Origin of the sequence: Pantoea sp. JZ2, from assembly GCF_035191405.1 — a bacterium.
GTDB lineage: Bacteria > Pseudomonadota > Gammaproteobacteria > Enterobacterales > Enterobacteriaceae > Pantoea > Pantoea stewartii.
The window spans coordinates 2,744,626-2,767,159 of sequence record NZ_CP045247.1 but is presented as its reverse complement, the minus strand read 5'-3'; the positions used below and the strand labels follow the sequence as shown (position 1 = coordinate 2,767,159).

The following is a 22,534-nucleotide window of genomic DNA, read 5'->3' as shown; positions in this document are numbered from 1 at the left end:
GGCTTTCGTGTGGCTTACCACTGCAACTAAGGACATTCTATGCCTGTAATTACGCTTCCTGATGGCAGCCAGCGCACTTATGATCGCCCTGTCAGCGTGATGGACATCGCGCTTGATATCGGCCCCGGTCTGGCCAAAGCCTGTATCGCCGGACGAGTGAACGGTGAACTGGTCGATGCGGTTGATCCCATCACCGACGACGCGTCTGTCGCCATTATTACTGCAAAAGACGAAGCGGGTCTTGAAATCATCCGTCACTCTTGCGCGCACCTGTTAGGCCATGCCATTAAGCAGCTGTGGCCCGACACGAAAATGGCTATTGGTCCGGTTATCGACAACGGTTTCTACTATGATGTCGACATCGATCGCACGCTGACCCAGGAAGATATTGAGCTGCTGGAAAAACGCATGCATCAGTTGGCTGAGACCAACTACGATGTCGTGAAGAAGAAGGTCAGCTGGCAGGAAGCGCGCGATGTCTTCGCGGCGCGGGGTGAAGTCTATAAGACCACTATCCTGGACGAGAATATCAGCCATGATGATCGCCCTGGGCTGTATCATCATGAAGAATACGTCGATATGTGCCGCGGTCCGCACGTACCGAATATGCGTTTTTGTCACCATTTCAAACTGCAGAAAATTTCAGGCGCCTACTGGCGTGGCGACAGCGACAACAAAATGTTGCAGCGCATCTACGGCACCGCCTGGGCCGATAAAAAGCAGCTGTCTGCCTATCTGCAGCGTCTGGAAGAAGCGGCGAAGCGCGACCACCGTAAGATCGGTAAACAGCTCGACCTCTACCATATGCAGGAAGAAGCGCCGGGTATGGTTTTCTGGCATAATGACGGCTGGACAATTTTCCGTGAACTGGAAGTGTTCGTCCGCAGTAAGCTGAAAGAGTACCAGTACCAGGAAGTAAAAGGTCCGTTCATGATGGACCGCGTGCTGTGGGAAAAAACCGGTCACTGGGAAAACTACAAAGATGCGATGTTTACGACCTCTTCGGAGAACCGTGAGTACTGCATCAAGCCGATGAACTGCCCGGGTCATGTGCAAATCTTTAATCAGGGGCTGAAATCCTATCGCGATTTGCCACTGCGTATGGCCGAGTTCGGGAGCTGCCACCGTAATGAACCCTCAGGTGCGTTACATGGTCTGATGCGCGTTCGTGGCTTTACTCAGGATGATGCCCACATTTTCTGTACGGAAGATCAACTGCGCGCCGAAGTGAACAGCTGTATCCGCATGGTTTACGACATGTACAGCACCTTTGGCTTTGAAAAGATCGTGGTGAAACTGTCTACCCGTCCTGAAAAGCGCATCGGTTCTGATGAAACCTGGGATCGTGCAGAAGAGGATCTGGCTGCGGCGCTCAATGAAAACAACATTGCGTTTGAATACCAGCCGGGTGAGGGCGCCTTCTACGGCCCGAAAATTGAATTTACTTTATACGATTGCCTTGACCGTGCCTGGCAGTGCGGAACAGTTCAGCTAGACTTTTCCCTGCCTAAACGTCTGGATGCCACCTACGTGGGTGAAAACAACGATCGTCAGACGCCCGTGATGATTCACCGTGCGATTCTGGGGTCGATGGAACGCTTTATCGGTATTTTGACCGAAGAGTTTGCCGGTTTCTTCCCTAGCTGGCTGGCACCAGTGCAGGCTGTCGTCATGAATATTACCGACGGTCAGGCAGAATATGTTGAGACTTTGACACGTAAATTGCAGAATGCTGGCATTCGTGTGAAAGCGGACTTGAGAAACGAGAAGATAGGCTTTAAAATCCGCGAGCACACATTACGTCGCGTCCCTTATATGTTGGTCTGTGGTGATAAAGAGGTGGAAGCTGGCAAAGTGGCCGTTCGCACCCGCCGTGGTAAAGACCTTGGGTCGATGGATGTCGATGTGTTTGTTGAGAAGCTGCAGCAAGAGATTCGCAGCCGCAATCTTCACCAATTGGAGGAATAAGGTATTAAAGGCGGAAAACGAGTACAACCTACGCGTCCGAATCGCATCAACAGTGAAATTCGCGCAACAGAAGTGCGCTTAACAGGCGTTGAAGGCGAGCAACTTGGTATTGTCAGTCTACGCGAAGCTTTGGAAAAAGCTGAGGAAGCGGGTGTAGATTTAGTTGAAATCAGCCCGAACGCCGAACCGCCGGTTTGCCGCATTATGGATTACGGCAAGTTCCTCTATGAAAAAAGCAAATCTTCTAAGGAACAGAAGAAGAAGCAAAAAGTTATTCAGGTTAAGGAAATTAAATTCCGTCCTGGAACCGATGATGGCGACTATCAGGTCAAACTACGCAACCTGATTCGCTTTCTGGAAGAAGGCGATAAAGCCAAAATCACGCTGCGTTTCCGCGGTCGTGAGATGGCGCACCAGCAGATCGGTATGGAAGTGCTTAACCGCGTCCGTAAAGACCTGTGTGATGATCTGGATTTGGCTATTGTCGAATCCTTCCCTTCGAAGATCGAAGGCCGCCAGATGATCATGGTGCTCGCACCTAAGAAGAAACAGTAGGCATTCAAGTAGCAATGACCGCGCAGCGCTTGCGTTGTGCGGTTTGTTGTTCGCCTGTCTGGGTCATGTTATCAACAATGCGAAGTGGATATTTTTTAAAATGCCAAAGATTAAAACTGTACGTGGCGCGGCTAAGCGCTTCAAGAAGACCGCTTCTGGCGGCTTCAAGCGTAAACACGCGAACCTGCGTCATATTCTGACTAAGAAGTCTACCAAGCGTAAACGTCACCTGCGTCCGAAAGGCATGGTGTCTAAAGGCGATCTGGGTCTGGTTGTTGCCTGCCTGCCGTACGCATAAGTAAATTTTTTTAATTAATTCAGAATATTAAACAGGAGAGCTAAATGGCTCGTGTAAAACGTGGTGTAGTTGCTCGCGCACGTCACAAAAAAATCTTAAAACAAGCTAAAGGTTACTACGGTGCACGTTCACGTGTTTACCGCGTTGCCTTCCAGGCTGTTATCAAAGCTGGTCAGTATGCTTACCGCGACCGTCGTCAACGTAAGCGTCAGTTCCGTCAGCTGTGGATCGCGCGTATCAACGCAGCGGCGCGTCAGAACGGTATGTCTTACAGCCGTTTCATCAATGGTCTGAAAAAAGCAGCCATTGAAATTGACCGTAAAATCCTGGCCGACATCGCTGTATTCGACAAAGTGGCATTCACTGCACTGGTAGAAAAAGCGAAATCAGCTCTGGCGTAAGTCAGTTGAAAAAGGGAGCTTGCTCCCTTTTTTATTACCTGTAACCTGAGCAAAAGATTGACTTTTTCGCCTCTGCGCTTTTCAATAGTGCCGTTGAGTATCACGACAAGGTAACGCAAGCATGAATGCTGCTCTTTTCCGTTTCTTTTTTTACTTTAGCGCCTGACAATCAGGGGCTTTTGCGCATAAGAAAAGAAACGAAAAATCGCGCTGAAAGCCTCCCACGTGGAGGCTTTTTTATTTTTGGCGCTGGCATATTGGACCGGCAGGTCCCAACAAGTACTAACCAGCCTGACTGGAAAAAGAGGAAAACATGTCCCAACTAGCAGAACTGGTGGCGAACGCCACGGCGGCCATCGACGGGGCGACCGATATCGCCGCCCTTGACGCGGTGCGCGTCGAATATCTGGGGAAAAAAGGGCATCTGACTTTGCAGATGACCACGTTGCGTGAGCTGCCAGCAGAAGAGCGTCCAGCAGCCGGTGCCGTGATTAACGAAGCCAAACAGCAGGTGACAGATCGTCTGAATGCCCGCAAAGAAGCGATGGAGTCGGCGGCGCTCAACGCCCGTCTGGCGGCGGAAACCATCGATGTCTCACTGCCGGGACGCCGTATCGAAAACGGTGGACTGCATCCGGTTACCCGTACTATCGATCGCATCGAAACCTTCTTTGGTGAACTGGGCTTTGCGGTGGTGACCGGCCCGGAAATTGAAGACGATTACCATAACTTTGACGCGCTGAATATCCCCGGCCATCACCCGGCACGTGCCGATCACGACACCTTCTGGTTCGATGCCACTCGCCTGCTGCGTACGCAGACATCCGGCGTACAGATTCGCACGATGAAAAACCAGCAGCCGCCGCTGCGCATTATCGCCCCGGGCCGCGTGTACCGTAACGACTACGATCAGACGCACACGCCGATGTTCCACCAGATGGAAGGCCTGATCGTCGATAAGAACATCAACTTCACCAACCTGAAAGGCACGCTGCACGATTTCCTGAACAACTTCTTTGAGGAAGATTTGCAGATCCGTTTCCGTCCGTCTTACTTCCCGTTCACCGAACCGTCTGCGGAAGTGGATGTGATGGGGAAAAACGGCAAGTGGCTGGAAGTTCTGGGCTGCGGCATGGTGCATCCTAACGTGCTGCGCAACGTCGGTATCGATCCGGAAGTCTACTCGGGCTTCGCCTTTGGTATGGGCATGGAGCGTCTGACCATGCTGCGTTACGGCGTGACCGATTTACGCGCATTCTTCGAAAATGATTTACGTTTCCTCAAACAATTTAAGTAAGGGCAGGTTATCCAATGAAATTCAGTGAACTCTGGTTACGCGAATGGGTAAATCCAGCCCTTGACAGCGCAGCGCTGTCAGAACAAATCACCATGGCGGGTCTGGAAGTGGATGGCGTTGAGCCAGTGGCTGGCGCGTTTCATGGCGTGGTGGTCGGTGAGGTCGTAGAGTGCGGTCAACACCCGAATGCCGACAAGCTGCGTGTGACCAAAATCAACACCGGGGGCGATCGTCTGCTGGACATCGTGTGCGGTGCGCCGAACTGTCGTCAGGGCCTGAAAGTAGCCGTCGCCACCGTGGGTGCCGTTCTGCCGGGCGATTTCAAAATCAAAGCCGCAAAGCTGCGCGGTGAACCCTCGGAAGGCATGCTGTGCTCGTTCTCGGAGCTGGGTATTTCCGATGATCACAATGGCATTATTGAACTGCCTGCCGATGCGCCTGTGGGCACCGATATCCGTGACTATCTGCAGTTAGATGACAACACCATCGAAATCAGCGTGACGCCTAACCGCGCTGACTGTCTGGGCATCATGGGCATCGCTCGGGATGTTGCGGTCCTGAACGGCCTGCCGCTAAATGCGCCCGCCATCGAGCCGGTCACTGCCACGATTCCCGATACCTTCCCGATTCGCGTTGACGCGACCGATGCCTGTCCTCGCTATTTAGGCCGGGTGGTCAAAGGCGTGAACGTTGCCGCAGCAACGCCGCTGTGGATGAGAGAGAAACTGCGCCGCTGCGGTATTCGCTCTATCGATCCGGTCGTGGATATCACCAACTACGTGCTGCTGGAACTGGGTCAGCCGATGCACGCCTTCGATCTGGATCGTCTTGACGGCGGGATCGTGGTGCGCATGGCAGAAGAGGGCGAAGCACTCACGCTGCTGGACGGTACAGAAGCCAGACTCAGCAGCGATACGCTGGTCATTGCTGACCACCAGAAAGCGCTGGCGATGGGCGGCATTTTTGGCGGTGAGCATTCCGGCGTAAACACCGAAACGCAAAATATTTTACTGGAATGCGCCTGGTTTGAGCCGCTGGCGATTACCGGCCGGGCGCGTCGTCATGGTTTGCATACGGATGCTTCACATCGTTACGAGCGTGGTGTGGATTCGGCGCTGCAGCACAAGGCGATGGCGCGGGCGACGCAGCTGCTGCTGAGCATCTGTGGCGGCGAAGCCGGTCCGGTTATCGATCAGACGGCAGAGGCCGCGTTGCCGGTGCCTGCCACCATCACCTTACGTCGTGAGAAGCTGGATCGCTTAATCGGTCATGTGGTCAGCGATGCCCAGGTGACCGACATTCTGACCCGCCTCGGTTGTCAGGTGAACGTAGGCAATCAGGAATGGCAGGCGGTCGCACCGACCTGGCGCTTCGATATGGCTATCGAAGAAGACCTGGTGGAAGAGATTGCGCGCATCTACGGTTACAACAATATCCCGAACGTGCCGGTGCAGGCCGGGCTGGTAATGACGAAGCACCGTGAAGCCAACCTGTCGCTGAAACGCGCGAAGATGCTGCTGGTGGATAAAGGCTATCAGGAGGCCATTACCTACAGCTTCGTGGATCCAAAAGTCCAGCAGTTGCTGCATCCCGGCGAAGAGGCATTGCTGCTGCCAAGCCCGATTTCCAGCGATATGTCCACCATGCGTCTGTCGCTGTGGACCGGTTTGCTGAGCGCCGTGGTCTATAACCAGAATCGTCAGCAGAGCCGCGTGCGCCTGTTTGAGAGCGGCCTGCGTTTTGTGCCTGATACACAGGCAGATTTAGGTATCCGTCAGGATTTGATGCTGGCCGGCGTACTGAGTGGCAATCGCTTCGAAGAGCACTGGGATCTGGCGCGCCAGGCGGTTGACTTCTATGATTTGAAAGGCGATTTAGAGTCATTACTGGATTTAACCGGTAAGCTCGACGCCATCACTTTCCGTGCAGAAGCGAATCCGGCGTTACATCCGGGACAAAGTGCGGCAATTTATTTGCATGATGAACGAATCGGATTTATCGGAGTGGTTCATCCCGAACTTGAACGTAAGCTGGATCTCAACGGTCGCACCTTAGTCTTTGAACTGCTTTGGAATAAGGTCGCAGACCGCGTCCTGCCTGATGCGCAAGAGATTTCGCGCTTCCCGGCAAACCGCCGAGATATCGCCGTTGTTGTGGCGGAAAACGTGCCCGCAGCAGATATCATCGCAGAGTGTAAGAAAGTTGGCGTAAATCAGGTAGTTGGCGTAAACTTGTTTGACGTGTACCGAGGTAAGGGTGTTTCCGAGGGCTATAAGAGCCTCGCAATCAGCCTGATTTTGCAGGATACCAGCCGGACACTCGAAGAAGAGGAGATTGCCGCGACGGTTGCCAAATGCGTTGCGGCATTAAAAGAGCGATTCCAGGCAACCTTGAGGGATTGAACCTATGGCGCTTACAAAAGCTGAGATGTCAGAATACCTGTTTGAGAAACTCGGGCTGAGCAAACGTGATGCAAAAGAGTTAGTGGAGCTGTTTTTCGAAGAGGTTCGCCGCGCTTTGGAAAATGGAGAACAGGTTAAACTGTCGGGGTTTGGTAATTTTGATCTGCGTGACAAAAACCAACGTCCGGGCAGAAACCCAAAAACGGGAGAGGATATTCCGATTACTGCACGTCGCGTAGTCACCTTCCGTCCAGGGCAGAAGCTTAAAAGTCGCGTTGAGAACGCCACACCCAAAGACAGTGACTGATCCCAGTGTTTTTAAAAAGGCCGCGCAAGCGGCCTTTTTCATTTCTTTTTTTCGCAATCCTTTTACAATCAATTCCCTGTTACCCAGATCAATTCCGCTTATGTCCCAGCTTGAACAACTTGCACGGCACAGCACACGGCAAAATCAAAAATGGCTGGTGGGCCTGAGTCTGCTGCTGCTGGCGCTTTTTACGGTCAGCCTGTGTGCAGGCGAGCGCTGGATAGGGCCTGCCGCCTGGTGGAGTGAGAGCGGCAGGCTGTTTGTCGGCCAGTTACGTTTACCCCGTACCGTCGCGGTGATGCTGGTGGGGGCGGCGCTGGCGTTGAGCGGGGTGATGATGCAGGCGCTGTTTACCAATCCGCTGGCCGAGCCCGGCCTGCTGGGGGTGTCCAGCGGGGCAGGCATTGGCCTGGTGGCGGGCGTGCTGTTCAGCGGCGGCGCATTATGGAGCCTCTCGCTTTCGGCGATAGCGGGCGCGTTGGTGATTACGCTGATTCTGCTGCACTTTGCCCACCGCCATTTATCCGTCAGCCGTTTGTTGCTCACCGGCGTAGCGCTGGGCATGATTTGCAGCGCGATGATGACCTGGGCGGTGTATTTCAGCAGCAGTCTCGATTTGCGCCAACTGATGTACTGGATGATGGGCGGATTCAGCGGCATCGACTGGCGTTATGGCTGGATGATGCTGGCGTTATTGCCGGTGATTCTGGCCAGCATGACGGCGGCCCGCGCGCTCAATCTGTTGGCCCTCGGTGAGACCTCCGCGCGCCAGTTGGGACTGTCTCTGGTCTGCTGGCGTAATCTGCTGGTGCTGGCCATGGGCTGGCTGGTCGGGGTAAGCGTTGCGCTGGCCGGGGCGATAGGATTTGTCGGGCTGGTCATTCCTCGTCTGTTACGCCTGGTGGGATTGCACGATCATCGTGCGTTGCTGCCGGCCTCCGCGCTGGCAGGGGCCAGCGTACTGCTGGGGGCAGATATTATTGCCCGTCTGGCACTGGCCTCGGCTGAGTTGCCTGTTGGCGTGGTCACGGCCACGCTGGGTGCGCCATTGTTTATCGTTCTGTTAGTCAAATCGACACGTCAGCCTGCGCTGACAAACAAGTCTTAACCACAGGAACCCCGTATGAGCATTTATCAAACTGAACTGGTTACGCTGGATGGTGAGAAAACCACGCTGTCTGCCTGGCAGGGCAACGTCCTGCTGGTGGTGAACGTGGCCTCGAAATGTGGTTTAACGCCGCAATACGAAGCACTGGAAAATATCCATGAAGCCTGGCATGACCAGGGCTTCAGTGTACTGGGTTTCCCGTGCAATCAGTTCCTGGAGCAGGAACCCGGCACCAGCGAAGAAATCAAGACGTTTTGCAGCACCACCTACGGTGTGACCTTCCCTCTGTTCGAAAAATGTGAGGTGAATGGTGAACATCGTCATCCGCTTTATGCGCAGCTGGTGGCCGCAAAACCGGATGCCGTTCGGCCGGAAGAAAGTGGCTTTTATGAGCGTATGGTCAGTAAAGGCCGGGCACCAAAAGCGCCAGGGGATATTTTGTGGAATTTTGAAAAATTCCTGATTGGACGTGACGGCAGCGTGATCCAGCGTTTCTCGCCCGATATGTCGCCAGAAGACCCGATTATTCTGGAAACGATTAAGGTCGCGCTGGCGAAGTAGGTGTTACTCAGCCTGCAAGCGGTCGCCGTTGCCGGACGGCTGCAACCGGTAAGCGGTGCGCTTCATGCCGGGCATCTGATCCATCTGGTGGGGCCGAATGGCGCGGGCAAAAGCACCTTGTTGTCCGCGCTGGCCGGTCTGGAGCCGATAACCGGTCAGATGACTTTACAGGATAAAGCGCTGGCTGACTGGCCCGGACCGGCGCTGGCCCGGGTACGCGGCTGGCTGCCTCAACAGCAGCTGCCACCTGGCATGATGCCGGTTTATCACTATCTTCGTTTGCATCTGGCGTCTTCAGGGCCACACAATGATGCGCGGTTAATGAGCTTACTCGCCCGGCTGCAGTTGACAGAAAAACTCTCCCGACCGCTGAATCAGCTTTCCGGGGGCGAATGGCAGCGCGTCCGGCTCTGTGCGGTCATGGCACAAATCGATCCGCAGATTAATGCGGACGGTAAACTGCTGATTCTTGACGAACCCATGACGGCGCTGGATGTGGCGCAGCAACACGCTGTCGATAATCTGATTCAGGAACTCTGTCGTGCAGGGGTTTGTGTGATTGCCAGCAGCCATGACCTTAACCACAGCCAGTGGCATGCCGATCGGGTCTGGCTGTTGCATCAGGGCGCTGTTGTGGCACAGGGCAAACCCTGTGAAATCCTGCGTCCGGAACAGCTCACGCCACTCTACGGTATCCCTTTCCGACAACTCACCCTGGAAGGCCGTCCGCTGCTAACGGTTTTACCCTGAGACTTGCCACGCAGCGGGCTTTGCCGCTACATTTACCCCGTTATAACTGATTAAGGATGAGCTGTGATGCGCATGGGGTTGCTGTTCGTGGTGTTACTGTTGGTGGGCTGTAGCCATCGTGCACCGCCCGTCAATGGTCGCCTCTCTGACTCCATTACCGTTATCGCGCAGCTCAACGATCAACTGGGGAGCTGGCGGGGAACACCGTATCGCTATGGTGGCATGAGCCGCAAGGGCATTGACTGCTCGGGTTTTGTTTATCTGACATTTCGGGATAAGTTTGATTTGCAGCTCCCACGCAGTACCGTCGCCCAGAGTGATATCGGCACGCGCATCAGCAAAGAGGACCTTCTGCCCGGCGACCTGGTGTTCTTCAGGACCGGCAGTGGCGAAAATGGCTTACATGTGGGCATTTACGACACGGATAACGCCTTCATCCATGCTTCAACCAGTCAGGGCGTCATTCGGTCCTCGCTGGATAATGTCTACTGGCGGAAAGTGTTTTGGCAGGCGCGACGCATATAATTTGTCAACCTAAGCCCGCCCGGTTAGTGCGGATTAATTCAGAAAATGACCGGATCTAAAAAAATATTCCTAATTTGGCTTTAACCAACTCATTTTATTTATAACATTGGGAGCGGGAATCTTTTTCATACTTTACAGAATTGTCCCAAAAATTATTTGGCTTAAAGTTTATTTTCTTAAAACTAAAGCCAGTAATGGCCTAAAAATATCTATCTCATCAGTCCTTTGCTACTATTGCCAGTAAGTTTTTAATCATATACGATGCACTATCGCCACATATACTGGCTGTAAAATGAAAATTCATCTGTCGGCCGACTATGAGTCGGAAATTTGGTTTTATGCCGCCTGTTCCCAGGAAGGGCACTTAACCGCTATTGAGCTGGCTACCCAGTTCGTCCACGAAAGTGCGCCTATCACGTTGCCGCAGGATGTTCTGTTGCCGCAGCTTGATGAGACACAGCGCCTGCGCCTGCTGCAGCGGCAGGTTTCGTTACTGGAAAAGCATCAGACCTTTTTCGAAACGCACAACCTGCTGGCCTTTATGCCCACAGACGAGGGCATGGCAAGCACCCTGCTCGAAAGTGAGTTTCTGACGCGTAAAATAAAACAACTGCCCTTTTTAAGGTTGGATATCAGCGAAACGTTTCTCTCGCTCCATTTGGGAAAAAATAATCCGCTTCTCGCGGCGTTATATGGTGAGTTTAAATTGTCTCTGTCGCATTTTGGCGCGGGGAAATCGTCGACGACTGCCGTTTACGATAATCTGTTTAGCTGTATCAGGCTGGATAAACACTTTATTCAGTCGCTTGCTAAACGTGCTTCTTTTTTACCATTTATGCAAAGCATCATTGATAATTTCCGTAGCCATTGCGATCGGATGATTATTTGTGGCGTAGATGACGAAATTTTACTGGATAAAGTTAGCCATCTAAGTAATGTGCATCTGCAGGGTGCCTTGTTCCCGGTGGTGAAATCTGATGCGTTTGAGTCCTTGATCTACTCCGAGCAATTCCTGCACTCTCCCTGATATTTGCACGACTGTCGCCTGTTTAATCCCGGCTATCAACGCTACACTGTGGGTTTTATCATACGATACCCGGTGTCGTTTGGGAGTAGACATGGTCTTTGACAACAGCTGGTTTCGAGAGCTTTCGGGTACTTATACCGCCTTACATCCCACCCCGCTTGCCGGTGGCAGACTGTTATATCACAACGGTCCGCTGGCGCACGAAATGGCGCTGGAGAGCGATCTGTTTACCGGGCAGGGGCACGGTGTCTGGTACGGTGCGTCACTGTTGCCGGGTATGCAACCGCTGGCGCAGGTATACAGTGGCCATCAGTTCGGCGTCTGGGCAGGTCAGCTGGGTGACGGGCGCGGCATTCTGCTGGGTGAGCAGCGCCAGCAAGATGGCAGCCGTCTCGACTGGCATTTAAAAGGCGCAGGGCTGACGCCGTATTCTCGCATGGGCGATGGTCGTGCTGTGGTGCGCTCGACGGTGCGTGAGTTTCTGGCCTCGGAGGCGCTGCACCATCTGGGGATCCCGACCACGCGCGCGTTAACGATAGCCATCAGCGATGAGCCGGTTTACCGTGAAACCGCTGAGCGCGGTGCAATGCTGATGCGGATCGCGCCGAGTCATCTGCGCTTTGGCCATTTCGAACACTTCTTTTACAGCCAGCAGCCTGACAAGGTCAAACAGCTGGCGGAGTATGCCATTCGTCATCACTGGCCGCATCTGACGGAGGACGCCGACCGTTATTATCTGTGGTTCGCCGATATCGTCCTGCGCACAGCACGCCTGATTGCGCAGTGGCAGAGCGTGGGCTTTGCGCATGGTGTGATGAATACCGACAACATGTCGATCCTTGGCCTGACGATGGATTACGGCCCTTACGGTTTTCTGGATGACTATCAGCCGGACTTTATCTGTAATCACAGTGATTACCAGGGGCGCTACAGCTTCGAGAATCAGCCGATGATCGGTCTGTGGAACCTTAATCGTCTGGCGCATGCCCTGTCAGGATTACTCAGTACAGAGCAGCTAAAGCAGGCGCTGAGCGGTTATGAAAACGAACTGATGCGCGTCTGGGGCCAGCGGATGCGGGCGAAACTGGGCTTTCTGACCGAAGAGGCAGGGGATAACGCGATTCTGACCGATCTGCTCAGCTTAATGAGTCAGGAACGGCGCGATTATACGCTGACGTTCCGCCTGCTCAGTGAAACGCAGCAGTCAGAACAGCGATCGCCGTTACGGGATGAATTTATCGATCGCGCTGCCTTTGATCGCTGGTATCAGGATTACCGCACCCGTTTGTTGCAGGAGCAGGTCAGCGATGCGACGCGCCAGCAGGTGATGAAAGCGGCCAATCCGGCGCTGGTCTTGCGAAATTATCTGGCACAGCAGGCGATCGAGGCGGCGGAGCAGGGTGAGAGCGGGGCGCTGGCCCGTTTACATCAGGCGCTTCAGCAGCCCTTCAGTGACGCGACGGCCGCTGAGTATCGTCAACGGCCGCCGGACTGGGGCAAATCACTGGAAGTCAGTTGTTCCAGCTAAGTTATAAACGGTGAGTAACTGCCTCAGCTAACAGGGCCAGTACAGCTTCGCTGTCTTGCCAGTTGAGGCAGGGATCGGTGATGGACTGACCGTACGTCAGGGGCTCACCGCTCACCACTTTCTGATTGCCTTCTTCGATAAAACTTTCGATCATCACGCCCGCTACCGCGCGTGAACCTCCTTTGATCTGTTCAGCCACCTCAGCAGCAACGTCGCGCTGACGACGATGCTGTTTCAGGCAGTTGCCGTGGCTGAAATCAATCACCAACTGTGGCGCTAAGCCGAATTCATTCAGGCAGGCAGTCGCCTCGGCGACATCGGCGGCATGATAATTGGGCTGTTTACCGCCACGTAAAATCACATGGCCGTGCGGGTTGCCGCTGGTCTGGTAAATGGTCATCTGCCCCTGTTTATCCGGCGACAGGAACATATGGCTGGTTCGGGCAGCGCGAATGGCATCCACAGCAATACGCACATTGCCATCGGTGCCGTTTTTGAAGCCGACAGGACAGGAGAGCGCAGAGGCCATTTCACGATGGATCTGGCTTTCAGTGGTGCGGGCTCCAATGGCCCCCCAGCTGATCAGATCGGCAATAAACTGCCCGATCACCATATCCAGAAACTCCGTTGCTGTGGGTAAGCCGAGGGCGTTGATATCAATCAGTAGCTTACGGGCAATGCCGATGCCGCGGTTCACATCAAAGCTACCGTCCAGATCCGGATCGGAGATCAGGCCTTTCCAGCCGACCACCGTACGTGGCTTTTCAAAATAGGCCCGCATCACGATTTCCAGCCGGTCCTGATACTGCTCGCGCAGCACATTTAAACGCCGGGCATAGTCTAAAGCCGCCACCGGGTCATGCAGGGAGCAGGGACCAATCACGACCAGCAGACGGGGATCGTCGCCCGTGAGGATGCGCGCAATGCGCTTGCGTGCTGCGGTGATATTATCGGCCATGGCGGAGGAAAGCGGATATTCAACTGCCAGACTGGCAGGAGAGATCAGGCTGCCAATGCGCGCCGTGCGCAGTTCGTCAGTTTTATTCATGGTGTTCTCTAAATGTGTTCTTCGCAGCGGTGGAATACCGGGAAGTGATGAGGGTCACAATAAACCATTAGCTTGTGAATTCAAGCACCAACGTGACAATGGCAGGCAAAATTACGGCAGCGCCACGTTACAGGGCGCTGCCGGCGGCGGATCAGTACATGCGGCGCGTCAGGCCCATAATATCGAGGATCTTGGTGGCGATCTCTTCCACGGAATAGTTGGTACTGTTGAGATAGCGAATCTGGTGGGTACGGAACAGCGCTTCCACTTCGCCCACCTCCAGTCGACACTGACGCAGGGAAGCATAGCGGGTATTTTCCGCGCGTTCCTGACGTATGGCCGCCAGGCGTTCCGGGTCAATTGTCAGACCAAACAGTTTATGCTGATGCTGGCGCAGAGCGGGCGGCAGTTTCAGGTTATCCATATCATCGGCAATAAACGGATAGTTCGCGGCACGAATACCAAACTGCATCGCCAGATAGAGGCTGGTGGGGGTTTTACCACAACGGGAAACGCCTAACAGAATGACCTGCGCGTCTTCCAGGCCGCGCAGTGAAATGCCGTCATCATGTGCCAGGGTGTAATCAATCGCCGCAATACGCGCATCGTATTTGCCCAGATTGCTGGCATCCAGTCCGTGCGTTCGGTGTGCGACCGGTGCCGGTGCGAGACCAAGCTCCTGCTGAAGCGGAGCGACCAGCGCCTGAACAATGTCCTGACAAAACCCGTCACTTTGCAGAATGATGTCGCGCACTTCCGGCGTGACGATAGAAAAAAAGACCAGTGGACGCACGCCGCTTTGCTGAAAAAGGGCATTGATCTGCGCTTTAACCGCCTGCGCGCGCTGAACATTCTCAACGAACGGCAGGGTGACACTGTTGGTGTTTACGGGAAACTGCGATAGCACAGCGTGGCCTAACACTTCGGCGGTAATCGCAGTGCCGTCGGAGATATAAAAAACGCTTCTGTCGGTGGTCATGGAGCATGCCTCGTGCAAGGAAGTCGTGAAAAGACGGAGCAGGGTTAAGTTCAGGCGCGCGAATCCCAGCGGGGGCATGTGAAGTCTGGCTTAACCATTTGTCGTACAGTTTTAGCATAACCGACAGAAAATATTCCTTTTCTCCGCCACAGATTTGCCATGAAAATCGCGCCTGAAGCTGCCTTTTTCACCCGCCTTGTTGCGCAACAAAAACGACGCTTCAGGCGGCACTGAAATGAAAAACACTTTTAAATTAGTGGGTTGTGATAAAAAATATCCTTTGCGCAACGTCTTAAAAAAGCGGGTTATAGTCTGAAACTGCCGTGCAGAATCTGCTTTAACGATTCAACAGATCGTGTTTGCCAAAACGTTATGCCAGGCTGATTGTGTTAATAGCAGGATTTTCCATGTGCCCATTCATTAATAAAGGATCAGTTCAATGTCCAATAAAGGCGAACAGCCGTTAGTACTCTGGTACAACCAGCTTGGCATGCATGATGTTGATCGGGTAGGAGGCAAAAATGCGTCTCTGGGTGAGATGATTACCAATTTGTCCTCTCTGGGGGTTTCGGTACCCAATGGTTTCGCGACCACCTCCTGGGCCTTTAATCAGTTTCTTGAGCAGAGCGGTCTGAACCAGCGTATTTATGCATTGCTGGATGACACCAATATTGATGATGTTGATCAACTGGCGAAAGCAGGTAAGCAGATTCGTCAGTGGGTCGTCGAAACGCCCTTCCAGCCTGAACTTGAAGCCGCCATTTTGTCGGCCTACGAACAGCTCTCAGCAGACGATGCCGAGGCCTCTTTTGCCGTACGCTCCTCGGCCACCGCAGAAGATATGCCCGATGCTTCCTTTGCCGGACAACAGGAAACCTTTCTGAACGTGCAGGGCATCGAAGCTGTGATGGTAGCGGTGAAACATGTTTACGCATCCCTGTTTAACGATCGTGCCATCTCTTACCGTGTTCATCAGGGCTACGATCACCGGGGTGTTGCCCTGTCGGCAGGCATACAGCGTATGGTCCGTTCCGATCTGGCCGCATCAGGCGTGATGTTTACCATTGATACGGAATCTGGCTTCGATCAGGTGGTGTTTATCACGGCGGCGCTGGGTCTGGGCGAAATGGTGGTGCAGGGCGCTGTCAACCCGGATGAGTTTTACGTGCATAAACCCACACTGGCCGCGAAGCGTCCGGCAATCGTGCGCCGCAACATGGGCTCGAAAAAAGTGCGGATGGTGTATGCCGATTCACGTGAGCACGGCGAGCAGGTGCGAATCGAGGATGTGCCGGAAACGGAACGCGACCGCTTCTGCCTGAACGACAGCGAAGTTCAGGCGCTGGCACAGCAGGCGGTACTGATCGAGCAGCACTATAAGCGCCCGATGGATATTGAATGGGCAAAAGATGGGCATACCGGCAAGCTGTTCATCGTGCAGGCGCGACCGGAAACCGTGCGCTCAAATGGTCAGGTGATGGAGCGTTACACCCTGCAAGGCCAGGGAAATGTGGTCATTGAAGGCCGTGCAATTGGCCATCGCATTGGTGCCGGGCCGGTTAAGGTGATTCATGACATCAGCGAAATGAACCGTATCGAAAAAGGTGACGTGCTGGTGACCGATATGACCGATCCTGACTGGGAACCGATCATGAAAAAGGCCTCCGCTATTGTCACCAATCGCGGGGGGCGTACCTGTCATGCCGCGATTATAGCGCGTGAATTGGGAATTCCGGCGGTGGTCGGGTGCGGCGATGCCACCGAGCGCCTGAAAGAAGGTCATACCGTGACCGTGTCCTGTGCGGAAGGCGATACCGGCTATGTTTACGACGAACTGCTCGATTTTGACGTGACCAGTTCGCAGGTCGATACCATGCCGGACCTGCCGCTGAAGGTGATGATGAACGTGGGTAACCCGGATCGCGCCTTTGATTTTGCCTGCTTACCCAATGAAGGGGTTGGGCTGGCGCGCCTGGAGTTCATCATCAACCGCATGATCGGTGTGCATCCTAAAGCGCTGCTTGAGTTTGACCAACAACCGCCGGCGTTGCAGCAACACATCCGTCAGCTGATGAAAGGCTTTGACGATCCCGTCGAGTTCTATATTGCGCGCCTGACTGAAGGTATCGCGACCCTGGGCGCGGCATTCGCACCCAAACGGGTGATTGTGCGATTGTCCGACTTCAAAACCAATGAATACGCCAATCTGGTCGGCGGGGAACGGTACGAACCGGAAGAAGAGAACCCCATGCTGGGCTTCCGCGGCGCTGGCCGTTACGTGTCAGAAAGCTTCCGCGACTGTTTTGCGCTTGAGTGTGAAGCGGTGAAGCGGGTGCGAAATGACATGGGACTGACCAATGTCGAGATCATGGTGCCGTTTGTACGTACGGTGGACCAGGCGCAGGCGGTGGTCGAAGAGTTAGGTCGCCAGGGCCTGAAGCGGGGTGAGAACGGACTGAAGGTCATTATGATGTGTGAAATCCCGTCAAATGCTCTGCTGGCGGAGCAGTTTTTACAGCACTTTGACGGCTTCTCCATTGGCTCGAACGACATGACGCAGCTGGCGCTGGGGCTCGATCGTGATTCCGGCGTCGTGTCTGCCCTGTTTGATGAACGCAATGAGGCGGTGAAAGCCTTACTGTCCATGGCGATCAAGGCGGCGAAAAAACAGGGTAAATACGTCGGTATTTGTGGACAAGGGCCTTCGGATCATCAGGATTTTGCGGCCTGGTTGATGGAGCAGGGCATCGACAGTTTGTCACTTAACCCGGATACCGTCGTGGAAACGTGGCTGAGCCTGGCGGCCCTGAATAAGTCTGCCTGACGCGACGTTTACACTGTTACTTTAAGGCCAGCGCAAGCTGGCTTTTTTATTCCCGGCGGAAAAACAGACGGGGTTGATCAGTGCTGACCCGCTCCGGTTGTCGAGATATCACTTGCGCGGAAAGCGTATATGGGGCGAGGTTGCTCTTCGGCCTGTTCATACAACCTGACCGGTAAAAAGAGGGCGCAACCCCTTTTCGACAGGCAAAAAAAAAGCCCATCACGGGGGATGGGCAAAGACTACACACAGCAATTCTTTACGCTACTCAGGGGAAATAAGGGTGTTTAGAAATCAGTGAGTTGATTTCAAACTTGTTAAATATGTTATTCATACCGCTTGCTGGCGTCTTTAAGAATCCTCTTATTAGTTTAAAGGAAATAATATTTTGACCATCATTAAGAGCGTTCAGGAGAGTTATTATGTATGAAAAATAATCATTTCAGGTCGAAAAATGGGCTTAAAGCGCTAAATATGCGTTTTATCTTAAAAACTACTAATGGAAAAAAGGCTGGTGATATCTTAATCAGCCAGCCTACTTAACCACTACTAATCATATGAAATGCAGAACAGGGCCTATTGATCCGTCTTTTCGTCCAGGGCTTTGAGCGGATCGACCGGTGGTCTGGGCACTTCATTCATCCAGACGGACACCAGGCGATAGGAGACGGCCAGCACGACGGGGCCGATAAACAGTCCGATCATGCCAAACGCGATGAGTCCGCCAATGACACCGGATAAAATCAGAATCAGCGGCAGGTCGGCACCCATACGAATCAGCACGGGACGCAAAATATTGTCCAGTGTTCCGACGACGCAGCTCCACACCAGCAGCACCGTGCCCCAGGTCGTATCGCCGCTCCAGTAGAGATAAACGATGGCGGGCACCAGCACCAGCAGGGGACCAATCTGGACCAGACAGCAGAGGATCATCAGGACGGTCAGCAAGGTCGCATAAGGAATGCCGGAGATGGCCAGCCCGATACCGCCCAGCACGCCCTGTACCAGCGCAGTCACCACCACGCCCAGCGCCACTGCGCGTACGGCTTGCCCGGCCAGCAAAACGGCGGCATCACCGCGACGGCCCGCCATGCGCACAGCGAAATGGCGAATCCCCAGCGCCGCCTGTTCACCGCGCCAGTAGAGCAGCACGCTAAACAGCAGCATCACGGCCAGATGAATCATAAACCGGCCAAAGTGTCCGGCCTGCGCAACAAAGAAGCCTGTTGTACGACCGACGTAAGGCTGAAGCTTGGCCATGATGGCCGCACCGCCGCCGGCCACCAGTTTCTGGTAGCTGGCATACAGTTTTTCCCCGACCACAGGAATGTCATTCAGCCAGCTCAGCGTCGGCAGCATATGGCCCTGCGTCGCCCAGGCAATTACCGGAGCACTGTTATCAATCAGGCTGTTCACTAGCAGGGCAACCGGAATAATAAACAGCAGCAGAAGCAGAATGGTCATCACAATGACGGCCAGAGAACGCCGGCCCCAGAGCAGTCGCTGAATTCTCAGCATCAACGGCCAGGTCGCAATCACTACCATGCTGGCCCAGGCGAAGCCGAGGATAAAAGGTTGCACCACCCATAAGCAGGCGGCAATCAACAGCAAAATGAATATCAGAGTGAACAACATTTGGGGAAGGTCTATCTGCCGTTCCAGGCTTTTCATCTTAAGCATTACCTCTTTGAGATCCGTCAACGCAGGGGATGACAGTGACCCGTCATCATGAGCTATTTGAGGGCGTTTAAACAGGCTTGTAAAGAAATGGTTTCAGCCTTTCCTGAAAAAACGACAGGGCTGACAGAAATGTGATAAAACAGGAGATTAACGCACGCGACAGACGCAAACCTACACAACATCGTTGGTCACAGAATCATGATCCCACAGATTTCTCAGGCACCGGGTCTTATCCAGCGGGTGCTGACATTCCTTGAAACCCTCAAAGAACAGGGCTTCACCGGCGATACCGCCACCAGTTATGCCGACAGGCTTTCTCTCTCAACCGACAACAGCATCTATCAGCTGCTGCCCGATGCGGTGCTGTTTCCGCGCTCGACGGCTGATGTCGCGCTGATTGCCCGCGTAGCGGGGGACCCGGCGTTCTCGAGTCTGGTTTTCACCCCGCGCGGTGGCGGGACCGGCACTAACGGCCAGTCACTGAATCAGGGCATTATTGTGGATATGTCCCGCTACATGAACCGTATCCTGGAGGTTAACACCGAGCAGGGATGGGTGCGTGTAGAAGCGGGCGTGGTTAAAGATCAACTTAACGCGTATCTGAAACCGTTTGGTTACTTTTTCTCGCCAGAGTTGTCGACCAGTAACCGTGCTACGCTGGGCGGCATGATCAATACCGATGCCTCCGGCCAGGGATCGCTGGTGTATGGTAAAACCTCTGATCATGTTCTTGGTTTGCGGGCGGTCCTGCTGGGGGGCGATATTCTGGATACCCGGCCCATGCCCACGGCGCTGGCCGAAAGCCTGGCGCAAACGCCCACGCCAGAGGGCCGCATCTATCAGCAGGTTCTGACGCGATGTCGCGAACAGCGTGACCTGATTCTGGAAAAATTTCCCAAACTGAACCGCTTCCTGACCGGCTACGATTTGCGTCATGTCTTTAGCGACGATATGCAAACGTTTGACCTGACGCGCCTGCTGTGCGGCGCAGAAGGCACGCTGGCCTTTATCAGTGAAGCCCGGCTGGACATTACGCCCCTGCCTAAAGTGCGGCGCGTGGTGAATATCAAATACGACTCCTTTGATTCTGCTTTGCGCAATGCGCCTCTGATGGTACAGGCGCAGGCTCTTTCCGTCGAAACGGTGGACTCGAAAGTGCTCAATCTGGCACGGGAGGACATCGTCTGGCACTCCGTGAAAGCGCTGATCACCGATGTTCCCGACAAAACGATGTCAGGGCTGAATATTGTGGAGTTTGCCGGGGATGACGAAGCGAAAATTGAGCAGCAACTGACGCAACTGTGCAGCCGGCTTGATGCGCTGATCGCGCAGCAGGAAGGCGGCGTCATTGGCTATCAACGCTGTAACGACCTGGACAGCATCGAACGCATTTATAACATGCGTAAAAAAGCGGTGGGATTATTGGGCAATGCGAAAGGGCGGGCGAAGCCGATTCCGTTTGTCGAAGATACGGCCGTGCCGCCGGAACACCTTGCCGACTACATCGTCGAGTTCCGGGCGCTTCTTGACAGCCATGGCCTGAGTTACGGCATGTTTGGCCATGTGGACGCGGGCGTGCTCCATGTCCGGCCGGCGCTGGATATGTGCGATCCGCATCAGGAAATGATGATGAAGCAGATTTCTGATGAGGTGGTCGAACTGACCGCGCGCTATGGCGGTCTGCTGTGGGGCGAACATGGCAAGGGCTTTCGCGCGCAATACAGTCCGGCCTTCTTCGGGGACACCCTGTTCAACGAACTGCGCCGTATCAAAGCGGCGTTCGATCCCGATAACCGGCTGAACCCCGGCAAGATCTGTACGCCTTACAACAGCGATGCGGCGATGATGCAGGTGGACGCCACCAAACGCGGCAGCTATGACCGCCAGATTCCTGTACAGGTGCGTGACACCTGGCGTGGCGCGATGGAATGTAACGGTAATGGCTTGTGCTTCAATTTCGACGTGCGAAGCCCAATGTGCCCCTCGATGAAAATCACGCGCAACCGCATTCATTCACCTAAAGGGCGCGCCACCTTAACACGCGAATGGCTGCGCTTGCTGGCAGAGCAGGGCGTGGATCCGGTGATGCTGGAGAAAAAACTGCCGGAGAAGACGTTGTCGTTGCGGGGGCTGGTTGGCCGCATGCGGAACACCTGGTATGCGAATAAAGGGGAATATGATTTTTCGCATGAAGTGAAGGACGCCATGTCAGGCTGCCTGGCCTGTAAGGCCTGTTCAACCCAGTGCCCGATTAAAATTGACGTGCCGGCTTTCCGCTCGCGTTTTTTGCAGCTTTATCATACGCGCTATCTTCGTCCCCTGAGCGATCATCTGGTGGCCGCGGTGGAAAGCTATGCGCCCGTGATGGCAAAAGCGCCTACGGTCTTTAACTTCTTCCTTAAACAGCCCTGGGCCGCATCGTTCAGCAAAACGCACATTGGCATGGTGGATTTGCCCTTGCTTTCCTCACCTACACTCAAACAGCAGCTGAGCGGCCATCCGGCAATGCAGATGACGCTGGAACAGCTTGAAGGGCTGACGGAGGCGCAGCGGGTGAAAACGGTGCTGGTGGTGCAGGATCCCTTTACCAGCTTCTATGAGGCCCGGCTGGTCAGCGACTTTATCAGGCTGATTGAGAAACTCGGCTATCAACCTGTTCTGTTGCCCTTCTCGCCAAACGGTAAGGCACAGCACGTTAAAGGCTTTTTACAACGCTTTGCCCGCACGGCCAGTAAAACCGCCGATTTTCTCAATCGCGTCGCCCGACTGGGCATGCCAATGGTCGGCATCGATCCCGCCACGGTCCTGTGTTATCGCGATGAATATCGTCAGACGCTGGGGGAGGCGCGGGGCGATTTCAATGTGCTGTTGGTGCATGAATGGTTGCAGAATGCGGTGCAGGAACGGGACGTCCAGATTGCCAGCGGCGAAGCCTGGTATCTGTTTGCGCACTGCACCGAAATCACCGCCTTGCCTGCAACGCCCGGTCAGTGGCAGGCGATTTTTTTACGTTTTGGTGCAAAGCTGGAAAACATCAGCGTGGGCTGCTGTGGCATGGCGGGCACTTACGGACACGAGAGCAAAAATCTGGACAATTCGCTGGGCATTTACGCGCTCTCATGGCATCCGCAGTTGCAGAAGCTGCCGCGTCAACGCTGTCTGGCAACCGGTTTTTCCTGCCGGAGCCAGGTTAAACGTGTTGAAGGCAATGGTATGCGCCATCCGCTTCAGGCTCTGCTTGAGCTGGTGTAAAAAGGCAGGAGACGTCAACCGCAGGCT

General features: G+C 54.2%; 19 protein-coding genes, 1 other RNA gene and 1 other annotated feature. Of the genes, 16 read left to right on the top strand and 4 right to left on the bottom strand.

Annotation, left to right across the window (positions count from 1 at the left end; genetic code table 11):
* The first annotated feature begins 39 nt into the window (after nt 1-39).
* The 14 genes from thrS to GC087_RS13170 all read left to right on the top strand — a co-directional run bounded on the left by thrS (nt 40) and on the right by GC087_RS13170 (nt 12,727).
* Complete coding sequence (thrS, locus tag GC087_RS13235) at nt 40-1,968, top strand: threonine--tRNA ligase (protein ID WP_006118953.1); 1,929 nt, start codon at nt 40-42, stop codon at nt 1,966-1,968.
* A 3-nt stretch (nt 1,969-1,971) separates the two neighbouring features.
* Nucleotides 1,972-2,523: a translation initiation factor IF-3 gene (infC, locus tag GC087_RS13230; protein ID WP_006118954.1), complete on the top strand. Its 552-nt coding sequence runs from the start codon at nt 1,972-1,974 to the stop codon at nt 2,521-2,523.
* Nucleotides 2,524-2,623: 100 nt separating this feature from the next.
* A complete protein-coding gene (gene rpmI / locus GC087_RS13225) occupies nt 2,624-2,821 on the top strand; it encodes a 50S ribosomal protein L35 (RefSeq protein ID WP_006118955.1) in 198 nt (65 codons plus the stop codon).
* A 44-nt stretch (nt 2,822-2,865) separates the two neighbouring features.
* Nucleotides 2,866-3,222, top strand: coding sequence for a 50S ribosomal protein L20 (gene rplT / locus GC087_RS13220; protein WP_006118956.1), 357 nt, complete (start codon nt 2,866-2,868; stop codon nt 3,220-3,222).
* A gap of 116 nt (nt 3,223-3,338) precedes the next feature.
* Nucleotides 3,339-3,464: a sequence feature (Phe leader region), on the top strand.
* Nucleotides 3,344-3,388, top strand: a complete 45-nt coding sequence (gene pheM, locus GC087_RS13215) for a pheST operon leader peptide PheM (RefSeq protein ID WP_201770422.1) — start codon at nt 3,344-3,346, stop codon at nt 3,386-3,388. Its footprint overlaps the feature before it by 45 nt.
* Nucleotides 3,465-3,535: 71 nt before the next feature.
* On the top strand, nt 3,536-4,519 hold the full coding sequence (pheS, locus tag GC087_RS13210) for a phenylalanine--tRNA ligase subunit alpha (protein ID WP_033741123.1): 984 nt from the start codon (nt 3,536-3,538) through the stop codon (nt 4,517-4,519).
* Nucleotides 4,520-4,533: 14 nt separating this feature from the next.
* Complete coding sequence (gene pheT, locus GC087_RS13205; protein ID WP_324028486.1) at nt 4,534-6,921, top strand: phenylalanine--tRNA ligase subunit beta; 2,388 nt, start codon at nt 4,534-4,536, stop codon at nt 6,919-6,921.
* Nucleotides 6,922-6,925: 4 nt separating this feature from the next.
* Nucleotides 6,926-7,228 (top strand): integration host factor subunit alpha, encoded by a 303-nt coding sequence (gene ihfA, locus GC087_RS13200; protein WP_006118960.1) that lies wholly within the window; start codon nt 6,926-6,928, stop codon nt 7,226-7,228.
* Nucleotides 7,229-7,328: 100 nt separating this feature from the next.
* Nucleotides 7,329-8,336, top strand: a complete 1,008-nt coding sequence (gene btuC / locus GC087_RS13195; RefSeq protein ID WP_324028485.1) for a vitamin B12 ABC transporter permease BtuC — start codon at nt 7,329-7,331, stop codon at nt 8,334-8,336.
* 15 nt (nt 8,337-8,351) lie between these two features.
* Entirely contained in the window at nt 8,352-8,897 is a 546-nt protein-coding gene (locus tag GC087_RS13190; protein ID WP_039340642.1) for a glutathione peroxidase, read from the top strand.
* Nucleotides 8,898-9,647, top strand: coding sequence for a vitamin B12 ABC transporter ATP-binding protein BtuD (gene btuD / locus GC087_RS13185; RefSeq protein ID WP_324028484.1), 750 nt, complete (start codon nt 8,898-8,900; stop codon nt 9,645-9,647).
* Nucleotides 9,648-9,713: 66 nt separating this feature from the next.
* A complete protein-coding gene (locus GC087_RS13180; RefSeq protein ID WP_324030629.1) occupies nt 9,714-10,172 on the top strand; it encodes an NlpC/P60 family protein in 459 nt (152 codons plus the stop codon).
* 292 nt (nt 10,173-10,464) lie between these two features.
* Entirely contained in the window at nt 10,465-11,199 is a 735-nt protein-coding gene (locus GC087_RS13175) for an EAL domain-containing protein (protein ID WP_006118964.1), read from the top strand.
* 91 nt (nt 11,200-11,290) lie between these two features.
* Nucleotides 11,291-12,727, top strand: a complete 1,437-nt coding sequence (locus GC087_RS13170) for a protein adenylyltransferase SelO (RefSeq protein WP_324028483.1) — start codon at nt 11,291-11,293, stop codon at nt 12,725-12,727.
* A 1-nt stretch (nt 12,728) separates the two neighbouring features.
* Here the strand turns inward: GC087_RS13170 and GC087_RS13165 are convergent, their stop codons facing one another.
* Entirely contained in the window at nt 12,729-13,775 is a 1,047-nt protein-coding gene (locus GC087_RS13165; RefSeq protein WP_324028482.1) for a 3-deoxy-7-phosphoheptulonate synthase, read from the bottom strand.
* 151 nt (nt 13,776-13,926) lie between these two features.
* Nucleotides 13,927-14,754, bottom strand: coding sequence for a posphoenolpyruvate synthetase regulatory kinase/phosphorylase PpsR (locus GC087_RS13160; protein WP_006118966.1), 828 nt, complete (start codon nt 14,752-14,754; stop codon nt 13,927-13,929).
* A 439-nt stretch (nt 14,755-15,193) separates the two neighbouring features.
* Between GC087_RS13160 and ppsA the strand changes: the two genes are divergently transcribed.
* Complete coding sequence (gene ppsA / locus GC087_RS13155; protein ID WP_033741141.1) at nt 15,194-17,578, top strand: phosphoenolpyruvate synthase; 2,385 nt, start codon at nt 15,194-15,196, stop codon at nt 17,576-17,578.
* Nucleotides 17,579-17,782: 204 nt separating this feature from the next.
* Here the strand turns inward: ppsA and rprA are convergent.
* An RNA gene (gene rprA, locus GC087_RS13150) (antisense sRNA RprA) lies at nt 17,783-17,892 on the bottom strand.
* A gap of 259 nt (nt 17,893-18,151) precedes the next feature.
* Nucleotides 18,152-19,246, bottom strand: a complete 1,095-nt coding sequence (gene ydiK, locus GC087_RS13145; protein WP_006118968.1) for an AI-2E family transporter YdiK — start codon at nt 19,244-19,246, stop codon at nt 18,152-18,154.
* A 207-nt stretch (nt 19,247-19,453) separates the two neighbouring features.
* On the opposite strand from ydiK, the gene GC087_RS13140 reads away from it, so the two are divergent.
* Nucleotides 19,454-22,507: a D-2-hydroxyglutarate dehydrogenase YdiJ gene (locus GC087_RS13140; RefSeq protein WP_324028481.1), complete on the top strand. Its 3,054-nt coding sequence runs from the start codon at nt 19,454-19,456 to the stop codon at nt 22,505-22,507.
* The last annotated feature ends 27 nt before the right edge of the window (nt 22,508-22,534 follow it).